The sequence below is a fragment of the Halorhodospira halophila genome, assembly GCF_016653405.1.
In the GTDB taxonomy this organism is placed as follows: Bacteria; Pseudomonadota; Gammaproteobacteria; order Nitrococcales; family Halorhodospiraceae; genus Halorhodospira; species Halorhodospira halophila_A.
Genome location: NZ_NHSN01000044.1, coordinates 13,339 through 25,958, shown reverse-complemented (window position 1 = coordinate 25,958; position 12,620 = coordinate 13,339). Strand labels below are relative to the sequence as shown.

Genomic DNA, 12,620 nt, shown 5'->3' with positions numbered 1-12,620 from the left:
GGTCCACCCTCAGGCCACCGCTGGCATGGCGTTGTGGAAAGTCATGCCGGCGTCGATGACGTCCTCGGTGGCCGTCGTCAGCAGGAACGTGACCACCAGCAGCAAAGCGCCACCGGCAATGCCGAGCAGGCCGACCTCGCCCCACTCAGCCCGGCCATTGCGGGCCTCGTTGAACTTCGTGAGGCCGGCCCAGGCCACCCAGACAAAGCCGGCAATGCTGACGACCGTTGCCAGGACAACCGCACCGTCGAACAGGTACCCCTCCATCGTGGCGAGCCAGTCCTCGTCGGCCGTCCCCGCGCCATGGTCAGGGTCCTCGGGGGAGGGCAAAGACCCCTGCTGAGCCATGGCCCCAGCGGGACCAAGCAGAAAGAGGGAGAGGGTGGCGTCTCTCGTCCGTTGCCAAGTGCTGCGTGCGGGCATGATTGGTCCTCCTCAGTGGAAGTGCGTCGCCGGGCCTTGATGGCCCAATTACCGGGTCCGATTGACCCGTCCCCACACCGTCATCCCGGCCGCACGTAGACGGCGACAACCGTGACGACGATGACCGCTCGAATCGTGTACCNCTGCTGACCAGGTCCCAAAAATATCGGGATCCCAATTCAACGTCGGTAATCTCCCTGTAGTGGATCGATCTGCCTTGGCTGTGGCTGGCGTGGCGCCTCGATATGCTCCTGGATGCCGTGGCGGACGCGCTCCAGGTCGCGACGCAGCCAGTCATAACGGAACTCCACGCGAGCATCCGGGTCGGATTGGGCTTCGGCTTCCTCGATCAGGGGTTCAAGCGCTTCAAGCTCATAAGCGAGTCGAGCGAGCGCGTCCCGCTCGCCATTGGCGGCATCGCTAAGCGCTATAGGCGGAAGCAGGGCGACTCCGGCCGTGACCAGCAATACGAGTGTTCGCGTGCGCATCACGGGCTCCGTTGCTGATTTGCGTGAGAGTGATGGTGGGGTATATGGCGGGAAGGCTGGGGGAAAAAGTCACCATGCGGTGGCGATAGTTTTAGTGCTCCTGGCCGAAGTGGCCGGCCAGGAGGGTGAGGTAAAAGGGCAGGCCGTTGGCGGGTTCGATAGGGGCTGGTCGTTGGGTTAGAGGCGTGCGGCCAGCCGTGGATGATGGACCTCCAAGTGCGCTTGATGCGCCGCCCCGCTAGTCAGGAGGGAAGCGGAGCCAATAACAAAGGGCGCGGCTGAGCCGCACAAAGGGGCCCGCTGGATAGGCCGGCAGCGGGCAGCCGGTGTGGTGGAGTGCATCAGGAGACCTGTAGGCCTCCCCCAGCTGCTCGGAACTAGAAGCAGCTGGGGCAGACCTCGGTCTGGAGAACAGGGGGCCTGATGGCAGAAGCCACCAGGCCCGGCGACGCAAATATGCCACACGCCACGGTGTGGCGCTGTGTCCGGATGGGGAGTCCGGAACTCAAGGTCCGTTGCGAGGGGCTCCCAATTACGGACCTGGGCCGACTGCACGAGACAGCGCCCTTCCTCCCGACCCGAAAGGGCTTACCGGGGCCTGGATCCGCTCCAGGCACGCGGCGAAAACCATACAAAGCGTGTCAGTAAAGACTGTATCAAAAAGACATTGTACGTGGTAGCTGCAGGAACAATTAGACACTTTCCTATGGATCTTGGGCCCTCGGCCTGATAGGCGCCTCCCCTAAGTAGGGAGGCACAGATCGTGCAGCGTCGCTCCGCAGCTCGCATGGTCTGTCCTCCTCGATGGTGCCGGGGGACAGACCGCCCCTGCCGGGGTGCCTGTCCCCGGCGGGGTTGACGAATAGGTGCGGCCCGACCGGCCTGGTGGCCGGCGCCTCGCTGCCCGGGCCGGGCGGGGCTTGGTGGGTGCCGCAATGTGCTCGCGGCCGGCGTCTTCCCGCAGGGGTCCGCGCGGGGCCCCTCCGGGAAGACGCCGCCGAGCGGCGTCTAGTGGGTCTAGTGGGGGCTTTCCCTATCCCGGAGCTCCGAGAAGGCTCTGCTGATGATCGAACCTCCGATCACAGAGTAAAAGACCACTATAACGTGGCCTACTATCTCGAACTCATCCGCAAGGTGTCCCCAGCGCATCATATAAACGCCTGCCAACACCCAAAAAAGCGTTAACGCAACTCCTGCCCAAAAAAGGGCCTCGGGTCTGCGCGCTAGAGCAAGCAGCTGTGTAGCCGCAAGCAGCCGTGTAGCCAAGATTCCTGAAACTATATACACGGCGAACACGATAGCTATACCCGTGTGCATAACTCCCTCCTTCCTCTGTGGAGCCGGCGGGTTGGATTGAAGTGTGGCCCGACCGGCCTGGTGGCCGGCGCCCCGCTGCCCGGGCCGGGCGAGGCTTGGTGGGTGCCGCGATGCGCTCGCGGCCGGCGTGTTACTCGTGCATGAGCTCTGGTGGGTTGGCTCCTACGAGAAGCCATCGTGCTCTTTTTAATTCCCGGAGCACGGAGAAAGAGAGCTCGCCAGCAGCGCGGAGCCGCTGGGCGTAGGCGGTATCGAGCGCGGGGTCGCTGGGACCGTGCTCGTCAGACAAGTCGTAGAAAAGCGTGCGTAATTGTTGTATGGCCTCGGCTGCTTCTGCCAATTGCTCGTTGTGGGGATGCTCATTTAGCGTGCGGCTAAGAGCTCTCCGCACAGGGGGCCGGAGCTCGTGCGGGAGCTCCCCGACGTGAAAGTCCGAATCCGCGATGACGGACGCTTCGCCCGTTACCGGATGCAGGCGGTGCTGTAAGAGAGTTAACTCGCGGTTGGGTAACCGGACTACGGAGTGGCTTACCCACTCCTCCCCATTAAAGATCCACGAAGTCTGGGCCAGTGTGTAAGCCATGGTCTGTCCTCCTCGATGGTGCCGGGGGACAGACCGCCCCTGCCGGGGTGCCTGTCCCCGGCGGGGTTGACGAATAGGTGTGGCCCGACCGGCCTGATGGCCGGCGCCCCGCTGCCCGGGCCGGGCGGGGCTTGGTGGGTGCCGCGATCCGCTCGCGGCCGGCGTCTTCCCGCAGGGGTCCGCGCGGGGGCCCCTCCGGGAAGACGCGGTGCAGGCCAGGGCTCCCCGATGATCCAGCACATGGACCATCGGGGATGGCAGACGCAGCCTACAGCTTCCCGAGCTCCGCCAGGCTGACGTAGCCCTCGACGCTGACGATGACGTGGTCGAGCACTCGGACCTCGATCAGCTCCAGAGCCTGTCGGAGACGAGCGGTGATCTTCTCATCCGCCGCCGATGGCTCCAGATGGCCGCAGGGATGGTTGTGGACCAGGATCACGGCAGCGGCCCCATGCCGAAGCGCTTCCTTGACCACTTCTCGTGCATAGACCGCCGCCCCGTCGATGGAGCCTCGGAACAGCTCCTCGAAGCCTCGGATCCGGTGGCGGTTGTCGAGGTAGACGACTCCGAAGACCTCGTGGTCGCGATCTAAGAGCTCCGCCTGTAGCGCCTCATAGGCTTGCGCCGGGTTACGGACGATGCGCCCGCGGGCCAGGCGTCGCCGTGCCAGGCGTTGCGCCATCGAAAGAATCTCGTCCTCGGTCACCGGCTCGGGCACGACGTAGGTGCCGGCCTGCTCGCCGGCCTGGAGTTTGGCGTGGATCATTCCCTGTCCTCCTCGATGGTGGCGGGGGACAGGCCGCCCCTGCCGGGGTGCTTGTCCCCGGCGGGGTGGATGGACGTCTCGCTTACGGGGCTTCCGACGTGAGCTGGTCGATCTTGTTACGGACTTCCTCCGCGGTACCGTATGGCTCGCCAAGCGGCCAGATCACGAACTCGCCGTTGGCCTCGGCGTACTCTACGGAGCCGTAACCAAGAGCGGAGCGCATCTCTTTCGTTAGCTCGTCAGCCTGCTGGAAGTAGGCCTCAGCTCGTTCGACGAGGTCGATGTCAGCAAGAAAAGCGCTCCAGTCGTTTCCGGAGCGGTAGCCTTCGTCATGGCCCTCGCCCCAGAGGTCGTCGGTAAGCCTTGCCAGGATAGGCTGACTAGGCGCGTCGGAACCGAAAGCAGCTTCGATGCACCTGTACAGGTCGTCTTTAGTGGTGATAGTCGTCATCGGTCAGACCTCCCGTTCCACGCCTTCCTCGACCCGCAGGTCTTTCGGCGGCGTTTCACCGGCATTCTCGAAAAGCAGCCGGGCCAGCTCGAGAGTATCGTGCCGGGCGTCGGCAGTTTGAAAGACGGTGGGCTCGAATCCATCGCCGTGCCAGTTGATCCAAACCGGGCTTGAGGCTTCCGTAAGGTCAGCCTGGAATTGCATGGTTGCGGGATTGCCGTCGTAGTCGGAGAAGTGTGCGGTGTAGGTCTTCATAGACCCTCCTTTCCATTCCGTCCCCGGCGGGGTTGACGAATAGGTGTGGCCCGACCGGCCTGGTGGCCGGCGCCCCGCTGCCCGGGCCGGGCGGGGCTTGGTGGGTACCGCGATGCGCTCGCGGCCAGCGTCTTCCCCCAGGGGCCGCGCAGGGAAGCCCCTCCGGGAAGACGCCGCCGAGCGGCGTCCTCGGCCCGTTTAGTGGGCTTTTATTGAAAGATCGTCGTCCGTGACGATCTCCATTAGCCACTCGATATGCTCGTGTACCCGCTCGTGCAAAGGGGCCTGCTCGTCGGCCTCGGCGCCGAGCGGCCTGCGCACGACGTAAGTATCCCCGCTCGGGCGGATATAGAGTAGTAGCTGCGAGTCACCGGGTACGGCGTAGACGCCTCGATCGAGCGGCTCGAGCTCGCAGATCGGTGTTTCGTGCAGGGCCATGGTCTGTCCTCCTCGATGGTGCCGGGGGACAGACCGCCCCTGCCGGGGTGCCTGTCCCCGGCGGGGTTGACGAATAGGTGTGGCCCGACCGGCCTGGTGGCCGGCGCCCCGCTGCCCGGGCCGGGCGGGGCTTGGTGGGTACCGCGATGCGCTCGCGGCCGGCGTCTTCCCGCAGGGGTCCGCGCGGGATTCCCTCCGGGAAGACGCCGACCCCGGAGGGAAGGTCGGCGTCAGGGTGGAGCCGGGCGGCTCCAGGCGCCTTAGGTGGCTCTTAAAGACGAAACGGCATAATAACCGCGATCCTCCTCGCGTCCTGCGGAGTGTCCCCGTATTCAGTAATCGCTACCCCGTTGTCGGGGGTTGCACTATCATAGTGGATTACCGGCACCGAAAACCCTTGGAGCGCAGCTTGTAAATATCGGTCGTCAAGATAAAGGCCGTCACCAAGGGAGAGCTCGGCAACACGAACCGCTACGCGCTTGCCGTTCGGTCCTACGTTGGGGAATCGTTCCCAACGCGCCTGATCCTCGGTCGTCACGGAGCGGTCCGCCGAGAAGGTGCGACTAACCGGGACTTGATAGTCCGGATATTCGCACCCCTCCCAGGGTGCAGCGGTGACAGAACCGTTGGGGGCATACCATCCGGGGGCATCGCCCGTACCACGGTCAAGATGCAGGCGTTTGCCGTCGGTTGCTACGCGGTCGCCGTTATCGAAAATGCGTACAAAACGGAGGTACTGTCGCAGTTCGTTTTTATCGGTGGCAACCGCAGCGGCGACCCAATCAAAAGCGGTTTTTGGCTTTTTTGGGGGCGCTGGCATGAAATAGGCGTAAATGTGCATAAGCTCCCGAGCCGCGTCAGACTCATCGCTGCTTACGGAGTGAAGGGCGCGGCGTACCGCTTCAAATGCCTTCGCCCTTGTCGGGCGTCCATGTTCGACTGCGAGACTAGCTGCAGCTTTCTCAAGAGCGTGAGTCTCAGGAGTGTGAGTCATGGCCTGATCTCCTCTAAGTAGCCGGGAGACAGACCGCCCCCTACCGGGGTGCCTGTCCCCGGCGGGGTTGACGAATAGGTGTGGCCCGACCGGCCTGGTGGCCGGCGCCCCGCTGCCCGGGCCGGGCGGGGCTTGGTGGTGCCGCGATCCGCTCGCGGCCGGCGTCTTCCCGCAGGGGTCCGCGTGGGAGCCCCTCCGGGAAGACGCCGACCCCGGATGGAAGGTCGGCGACGCTAGTGCCTGATCACGTCACGACGAAGCGTTCGACAACGGGCAAGTCAGGGCGGGTGGCCGCCGCTAGGGCCCTGGCTTCCGCGAGGTCGTTGCAGTCGCGGATGTGTTCAGCGAGGTCGGTATCGATACGACGGCCGTAGACGCCCCAGAACTGGGCGTGCTCCGGGTTGACGCCGGGTTCAATGCAGTGGTCGTCGGCTTCAACGCACGGCTCGATTTCGAGGCGGTAGTAGTCGGACATAGCCCCTCCTGGTTGAGTGGGGGCAAGCCCCAACCGGGGCCTGCCCCGGTTGGGGGGAGTATCAGGCTGCAGCACGCTCCTCGCTCTCGGTGGACCATTCGTTAAGCCCCTCAACCGAGGAGGACAAGTAGGCTGCAGCGTCTTTGGCTTGGCTCGAGGTCCTGAAAATGAAGGTCTTATCATCCCGGAGAGCCTTGAGCCATGAGGCGATGTAGCCCTCGTGGCGAAGGTCGCCTTGCATGCCTATCTCGGCGCAGAGGTAGGCACAGCTGAGCTCCGCAACGAGCTCCTCGAAGGCGTAGTCTTCGGAGCCGAAGCTCGCGGGCCGGATGACCGATGGCCGAGCCAAGCGGTCGCTGTGGCCGGTCCAGTGGGCCAACTCGTGGAGGAGGGTAGCGTAGAAGCCCTCCGAGGTGCCGAAGGACTCCGGCGGTGGCATCTGGATTCGATCCAGCTTCGGGGTGTAAGCGGCCTGCGTCCCTTGGAAGACGATGTCGGCTCCACTGGCAACAACGATGGCGTCAGCGGCCTCGATGGAGTCGAGCTCCTGGGACACAGTCCCTGGATGCCAGTAGCGCTCGTCGAGCCCCTCGACCTGGTCGAGGTTGAACAGCGTGAACCCCCGGATGAAGGGGACGATCTTCGTCTCAGGGTTGCCCTCCTCATCGTAGACGGGGTTGCCGGCGCGGTCCTTCTTCTGAACGGGGATACGTTTGAAGAAGGTAGCCAGCGTGCCTTTCTCCCCCTTGCGGACGTGGCCGCCTGCCTCCTTGGCCTGCTTGAAGGTCAGCCAGCGGCTCGTCGAGTAGCCGCGGATGGCCTGCTCGGCCCACAAGACGAAGGTGTTGGTGCCCCGGTAGGGGCGGTCGCTGAGGGCGTTGACGGGGAAACCGCTCGCGACGGCCGCGGTCTTGTCGTCCCAGGGCTGAACCCAGGGCACGACGCCTTCCTCGAGGGCGTTGATGATCTTGTCGGTGACCTCCTGGTAGAGATCGCGCTTCTGCTCGGCCATGGTCTGTCCTCCTCGATGGTGCCGGGGACAGACCGCCCCTGCCGGGGTGCCTGTCCCCGGCGGGGTTGACGAATAGGTGTGGCCCGACCGGCCTGATGGCCGGCGCCCCGCTGCCCGGGCCGGGCGGGGCTTGGTGGGTACCGCGATGCGCTCGCGGCCGGCGTCTTCCCGCAGGGGTCCGCGCGGGGGCCCCTCCGGGAAGACGCCGCCGAGCGGCGTCTAGTCGATTAGTAGCGTCCTACATGAGGTCGTTAGGCGTGATCATCAGTGAGCCCGAAGGCGGCGGCAGCCTGTTCAGGGGTTGCGTTATTGCTCCACATCCATCTGATGGCCCTCTCTCGGGTATCGTCGTCGAAAAGCTCGACAACCCCGCTGTTGTCGAGGGCGGTTTTAGCGTCTTCGGTCGTGGCGTAGTAGGCCATAGCCGCGCCCCCTCTCAGTAGATCGGTCGGCTGATGGTGGTGGGTTCGCCCGCGTCTTCGATGCGGTGAACAACCCGCCACGGCACGTCCGAGTATTCCTCCTCGAGGACGCCGAGCATGGTCTCGGCGTCCTCGCGGATCGGGGTCGAATAGATCAGCGACCAGCGATCATCCGGGTCAATCCCCTTCTCCCTCAGCGCGCGCTGGTGAGTCTCCGGCAGCTCCTCCCAGCGCATGATGCGGAAGCGGTGAACGGTCTCGGTGTAGTAGGTCATAGCTCCGTCTCTTTAGTAAGTGATGCCGGCGTAGTTGCCTCGGCGGGGTGGATTGAAGTGTGGCCCGACCGGCCTGGTGGCCGGCGCCTCGCTGCCCGGGCCGGGCGAGGCTTGGTGGGTACCGCGATGCGCTCGCGGCCGGCGTCTTCCCGCAGGGGTCCGCGCGGGGCCCCTCCGGGAAGACGCCGCCGAGCGGCGTCTAGCGTTGATTGGCAGCGTCCTACACCAAGGAAAGCCGTCGGCGTGCGAGGGCGTGGCGTTCGTGATCCGGGCAGCGGATAGAGAACCCCCCGCAGTCGCGGAGAAAGTCCCGAAACTCCCGCAGGTCCTCGAGGCTGATGACCTCAGGCAGCCCAGCCGCCCGGCATTGGCCGCGGACTACGCGGATGAACTTGTCGGCTTCACCACAGACGAGTGCTTCGTCGAGCTCTTGCGCCAGCGCTCGGGAGTGGGTCGCATCCAGGCCGTCGCCGTCATCGGTATGAGGGCGCTGAACACGGCCGGCGTTGTTAGCCAGCGCGGCAACCGCAGCCCACAGGGGGTGCCACCGCCACATATCCCGGGAAAAGCATGCGCCTTGGGCACTGACGGGGTTGAGTCCCATGACGTCTACGCGCATGACCTGCCCTCCTCTCTGGAGCCGTGAGACAGGCCGCTCCCAACCGGGAGCAGGACCTGCCCCCGGCGGGGTTGACGAATAGGGGTGGGCCGACCGGCCTGGTGGCCGGCGGCCGCGGTAGGCTTAGAAGATCCGGAATCCCCCGCAGTCGCGGAGGAAGTCCCGGAACTCCCGTAGGTCCTCGAGGCTGATGGCGCCAGGCATCCCTATCCTGCGACATTCCGCGCTCGTAGCACGCACGGACTCGTCCGCTTTCCCATCAGCGAGGGCTTGGTCGATCCGTTGTGCCAGCTCCGATGATCCCTCAGCGTCGAGGCCATCCCCGTCATTCGTATGAGGGAGCTCGACCCTGTCGGCGACATCAGGTGCGATAGAGGCGACGGTAGCCCAGAGGGGGTGCCACCCCCAGATATTCCGCCGGAAATACGCGCCGCGCTCACTGCTGGGGTTAACACCCACGACGTCCATACCCATGACCTGTCCTCCTATATGGAGCCGGGAGACAGGCCGCCCCCACCGGGAGCAGGACCTGCCCCCGGCGGGGTGGATTGAAGTGTGGCCCGACCGGCCTAGTGGCCGGCGCCCCGCTGCCCGGGCCGTAGGGGCTTGGAGAGGGCGCCACGATGCGCTCGTGGCCGGCGTCTTGCCGGAGCGACCGGCGCGCGCGCCGCTCGGGCAAGACGCCGGAGCGTCTTGCCTTCCTCGCCCACTTGTAAAAGAGCGAGGCCCACCCCGTCTTCGCGCGGGGTGGGCTGGGCCTCAGGCGGGTGCCGGTTCAGCGACCGGCTTGCGCCAGACCCGTTCCTTGGGGTCGAAGCGGTAGCCGGCCTTCTTGAGCCGCTCCTTCTTCGTCTGGAAGTGCGGGTCATCCTTCGAGAGCTGGATGACGTCGCCTCCCGAGGAGTCGGCCCCTTGGCCTCGTGCCTGGTCGCCGGCCGGTGACTCGGCCGGCCCCAAGGCATCCTCCCGCTCGCCCTCGTGGCTGGTGCTCCGCGTGCCTTCCTCCTCGGAGGCCGGCTCAGCACCGTCATGCGGAGCGTGTTGCTCGCGGTCGGCGGCTGGGTGAGGAATGGCCGCGGTGTGAACCGTCTCACCATTGACCTTCACCCACTCGAGCCGCAGCAGGCGCCCCTTGATGGTGACGCCGTACTCGCCGGCTCGCTGACCGGAGCGATAGACGAAGGCCTCGGGGTAGATGTCCCCGATCTTGAAGCGGGCGAGAACCTTCTCGCTGCGATCATTGATGGCCTGCTCGAGGCGCTCGACGACTTCCTGCGCCTCCCGGCCGGTCACCCGGCAATCGATCCGGGTGTAGTCAACGTCATCGGGATGGCCGTACAGGGCGTTCACCTCGACCGCCCAGAACGGTTCCCCCTTGCGCGGGCGGACCTCGCGGGCCCGGTTGAGGTAGGCAATACCGTGGGTATGAAGGTTGAAGTAGGCCTTCTCAGACATGGCGCCCTCCCATCATGGATAAAGCCGGGGAAGGCGCCATCCCTGCCAGGGAGCGCTTCCCCAGCAGGGTGAGTTGCGTGGAGCTGATGACCCGACCGGCCTGATGGCCGGCGCCCCGCTGCCCGGGTCGGGCGGGGCTTGGTGTGCCGTGATCAGCTCACGGCGGGCCTCCTAAGAAATAGCGAACCTTGTCACCAGAGGCTTGTCAAGTGCTCCTCGATCGCCGGCTCAACTTGAGTCAGTTCCCGCACGTCGGCCTGCACCCACACGCCGTCATCGATGCGCAATAGCGTCCGGCGCAGAGGGTCATCGGGATCGTAGTCCAGGACCTCGCATTCGCCGTGCAGGGGGTGTCGAACCCAGGCGGTCGGTGCGCAGTAGCCTCGTCGCTGCTGATCGAATGTCACCACACGCATTGCTCTACCTCCGCTGCTCAAAGATCAGCTTCAGCTGACCTTGCTCCACGCGCGCGGGGGCATCGAAGCGTTTGCCGGTCTTGCGGCTGCGCAGCCCCCGCAGATGCACCGTCTGGCCGGCGAGGAGCGCCTGGGCTTGGCGCTCGGTAAGTTTTTTGCCGGCCGTCTCATGCCAGACCCGCGCCTGGCAGGTATCGCACTGCCACGCACGGGCTTTCGCGTAGATGGTCCCCCCGCAGCCACACTCGCCGATCGAGCGATTCTGCTTGGGCTCAGCCGGCTTTCCGTTCGCATCCGGGCGCGTCGCCGTGCAGTCGGGGTAGCCGCTGCAGCCCCAGAACGCGCCGTGCTTGCCTTTGCGCCGGCGCATTGGCCGGCCGCAGGAAGGGCAGGGGTGAGTCTCGGCGCCATCGATGGCGATGGCCTCGGAGCCGGCGTTCTGGACCTGGCGCACCAGGCTATGAACCCATGCGGCCTGCTGCTCCAGGAACGCAGCCATGTCGCCGCGCCCATCGGCGATCTCGCCCAGCGCCTCCTCCCAACGGGCTGTCGTCGCGGGATCGCTCACCTCCTCAGGAACAGCGTCGATCAGGGCGCGGCCGGCCTCAGTGGCGCGGAGCGCGCGCTTGCGGCGCACCAGGTACCCGCGCTGTTGCAGGGTCTCGATGATGCCGGCCCGGGTTGCCTCAGTGCCGATGCCGCTCGTCTCCTTGAGCGTCTTCCGCAGCTGGGGATCCTCGACGACGTCGGCGACGCGCTTCATCGCCGCGAGCAACGTGCCGGCTGTGTAGGGGCGCGGTGGTTTCGTTTCGCGCTCCTGGAGCTCGGCTGCCTCGAGGCGTACCGGGTCCTGCTCATGGACCGGCGGTAGTGGTTGCTCCTGCTCTCCGGCGCGGTCCTGGCCTAGTACGGCTCGCCAGCCGGAGACGCGGATGGAGCGGCCCTTGGCGGCGAAGGTATCGGTAGCGGTCGCGACCTCGATTACGGCCTCGTCGTACTCGCAGGGCGGATAGAACTGTGCCAGGTAGTGGGCCCGGATGAGCTCGTAGAGCCGGCGTTCGCGTTGGTTCATTGCCGAGACGTCGATCGCCGCGCCGGTCGGAATGATCGCGTGGTGAGCGGTGATCTTCTCGTCGTTCCAGGCCCGAGAGCGGCGCTGAGGATCGGCGCCCTCGACCTGCTCCAAGATCGTTGGGTCCGAACTCGCCAGGGCCTGGAGCACCTGGGTCGCCTCAACATGTTGGCTGGTTGGCAGGTAGCGGCAGTCGGTACGGGGGTAGGTGATTGCTTTATGGCGCTCGTAAAGGGCCTGGGCCGCGTCGAGCACCTCCTGGGCGGAATCGCCCCAGCGCTGGTCCCCGGCTTGTTGCAGGCTCGAGAGGTCCAGCGGCAGCGGTGGGGACGCCCGATGGCGCTCGGTCTGCGCCCGAGTCACCTGCGCGTCAGCGCCCTCGGTGCGTTCGGCGGCGGCCTGCGCGGCTGAGCGGTCGATGCAGCGGCCCTCGCTATCCCGCTGTCCCGTTGGCTGCCACCTAGCCGTCCAGGCGCCCTGGGCGTGGCGGCATTGGACATGGACCTCGTAGTAGGGGTGTGGCCGGAACTGCTCGATGGCGCGATCACGCTCGACGACAAGCCGCAGCGTCGGGGTCTGGACCCGGCCGACGGAGAGCACGCCCTGGTGGCCGCGCTGCTGGGCGGTCAGGGTGAAGGCCCGGGTCAGATTCATACCGATGAGCCAGTCGGCTCGAGACCGGGCCAGCCCGGCCTGGTACAGCGGCTCGGTGCGGTTGCCGTCGAGAAGCTGCGCCAGCGCCTGGCGTATGCTGGCTGGATCAAGGGCCGACAGCCACAGTCGCCGCACAGGGCCACGGTAGCCGGCATGATCCAGGATCTCGCGCCCGATGGTCTCCCCTTCACGGTCTGCGTCCGTCGCCAGGACCACCTCGTCGGCCTGGCTCAGTAGACGCTTGACGATGCAGTACTGCTCTTTGGCCTTAGGCCGAACCTGCAGCTGCCACTGCCGCGGGAGGATCGGTAGGGTCTCGAGCCGCCACTGGCGCAGCTGCTCGTCGTAGGCCTCGGGCGGTGCCATGGCAAGCAGGTGGCCGAAGCCCCACGTCACCGCGACGCCGGGGCCATGCTGGCACCCGGCGTCGCGGCGTGTGGCACCCAGCTCGCGGGCGATGTCCCGGGCCTGAGAAGGCTTCTCGCAGAGGTAAAGCTGCATGGCC

General features: G+C 66.0%; 16 protein-coding genes. All 16 read right to left on the bottom strand.

All coding sequences use genetic code 11. The annotated features are described in order from the left end of the window. Nucleotides 1–9: 9 nt before the first annotated feature. The 16 genes from CCR79_RS13405 to CCR79_RS13330 all read right to left on the bottom strand — a co-directional run bounded on the left by CCR79_RS13405 (nt 10) and on the right by CCR79_RS13330 (nt 12,616). The gene (locus CCR79_RS13405; RefSeq protein ID WP_201174096.1) at nt 10–423 is read right to left on the bottom strand and encodes a TIGR03745 family integrating conjugative element membrane protein; all 414 of its coding nucleotides are present in this window, start codon (nt 421–423) and stop codon (nt 10–12) included. A 179-nt stretch (nt 424–602) separates the two neighbouring features. Further along, nucleotides 603–911: an RAQPRD family integrative conjugative element protein gene (locus CCR79_RS13400; protein ID WP_201174093.1), complete on the bottom strand. Its 309-nt coding sequence runs from the start codon at nt 909–911 to the stop codon at nt 603–605. Nucleotides 912–3,079: 2,168 nt separating this feature from the next. Continuing rightward, complete coding sequence (locus CCR79_RS13395; RefSeq protein WP_242510955.1) at nt 3,080–3,493, bottom strand: JAB domain-containing protein; 414 nt, start codon at nt 3,491–3,493, stop codon at nt 3,080–3,082. Between the two features lie 166 nt (nt 3,494–3,659). After that, nucleotides 3,660–4,028 (bottom strand): hypothetical protein, encoded by a 369-nt coding sequence (locus CCR79_RS13390; RefSeq protein ID WP_201174087.1) that lies wholly within the window; start codon nt 4,026–4,028, stop codon nt 3,660–3,662. Nucleotides 4,029–4,031: 3 nt separating this feature from the next. Further along, nucleotides 4,032–4,283 carry a hypothetical protein gene (locus CCR79_RS13385; RefSeq protein ID WP_201174084.1) on the bottom strand — a complete coding sequence of 84 codons (252 nt, stop codon included), beginning with the start codon at nt 4,281–4,283 and terminating at the stop codon, nt 4,032–4,034. Between the two features lie 198 nt (nt 4,284–4,481). Next, the gene (locus CCR79_RS13380) at nt 4,482–4,721 is read right to left on the bottom strand and encodes a hypothetical protein (RefSeq protein ID WP_201174081.1); all 240 of its coding nucleotides are present in this window, start codon (nt 4,719–4,721) and stop codon (nt 4,482–4,484) included. Between the two features lie 271 nt (nt 4,722–4,992). Next, nucleotides 4,993–5,562, bottom strand: a complete 570-nt coding sequence (locus CCR79_RS13375) for a hypothetical protein (protein WP_201174078.1) — start codon at nt 5,560–5,562, stop codon at nt 4,993–4,995. Nucleotides 5,563–5,959: 397 nt separating this feature from the next. Beyond that, nucleotides 5,960–6,190: a hypothetical protein gene (locus CCR79_RS13370; RefSeq protein WP_201174076.1), complete on the bottom strand. Its 231-nt coding sequence runs from the start codon at nt 6,188–6,190 to the stop codon at nt 5,960–5,962. Nucleotides 6,191–6,251: 61 nt separating this feature from the next. Then, complete coding sequence (locus CCR79_RS13365; RefSeq protein ID WP_201174066.1) at nt 6,252–7,202, bottom strand: ArdC family protein; 951 nt, start codon at nt 7,200–7,202, stop codon at nt 6,252–6,254. A gap of 251 nt (nt 7,203–7,453) precedes the next feature. Beyond that, the gene (locus tag CCR79_RS13360) at nt 7,454–7,624 is read right to left on the bottom strand and encodes a hypothetical protein (RefSeq protein WP_201174063.1); all 171 of its coding nucleotides are present in this window, start codon (nt 7,622–7,624) and stop codon (nt 7,454–7,456) included. Nucleotides 7,625–7,638: 14 nt separating this feature from the next. Continuing rightward, on the bottom strand, nt 7,639–7,899 hold the full coding sequence (locus tag CCR79_RS13355; RefSeq protein WP_201174060.1) for a hypothetical protein: 261 nt from the start codon (nt 7,897–7,899) through the stop codon (nt 7,639–7,641). A 220-nt stretch (nt 7,900–8,119) separates the two neighbouring features. Further along, nucleotides 8,120–8,518, bottom strand: a complete 399-nt coding sequence (locus CCR79_RS13350) for a hypothetical protein (RefSeq protein ID WP_201174058.1) — start codon at nt 8,516–8,518, stop codon at nt 8,120–8,122. Nucleotides 8,519–8,641: 123 nt separating this feature from the next. Further along, nucleotides 8,642–8,992, bottom strand: coding sequence for a hypothetical protein (locus CCR79_RS13345; RefSeq protein ID WP_201174056.1), 351 nt, complete (start codon nt 8,990–8,992; stop codon nt 8,642–8,644). Between the two features lie 285 nt (nt 8,993–9,277). After that, nucleotides 9,278–9,973, bottom strand: coding sequence for a DUF3577 domain-containing protein (locus CCR79_RS13340; protein WP_201174054.1), 696 nt, complete (start codon nt 9,971–9,973; stop codon nt 9,278–9,280). Between the two features lie 191 nt (nt 9,974–10,164). Then, a complete protein-coding gene (locus CCR79_RS13335; RefSeq protein ID WP_201174051.1) occupies nt 10,165–10,389 on the bottom strand; it encodes a hypothetical protein in 225 nt (74 codons plus the stop codon). Nucleotides 10,390–10,393: 4 nt separating this feature from the next. Then, on the bottom strand, nt 10,394–12,616 hold the full coding sequence (locus tag CCR79_RS13330) for a DNA topoisomerase III (protein WP_201174048.1): 2,223 nt from the start codon (nt 12,614–12,616) through the stop codon (nt 10,394–10,396). Between the last annotated feature and the right edge of the window lie 4 nt (nt 12,617–12,620).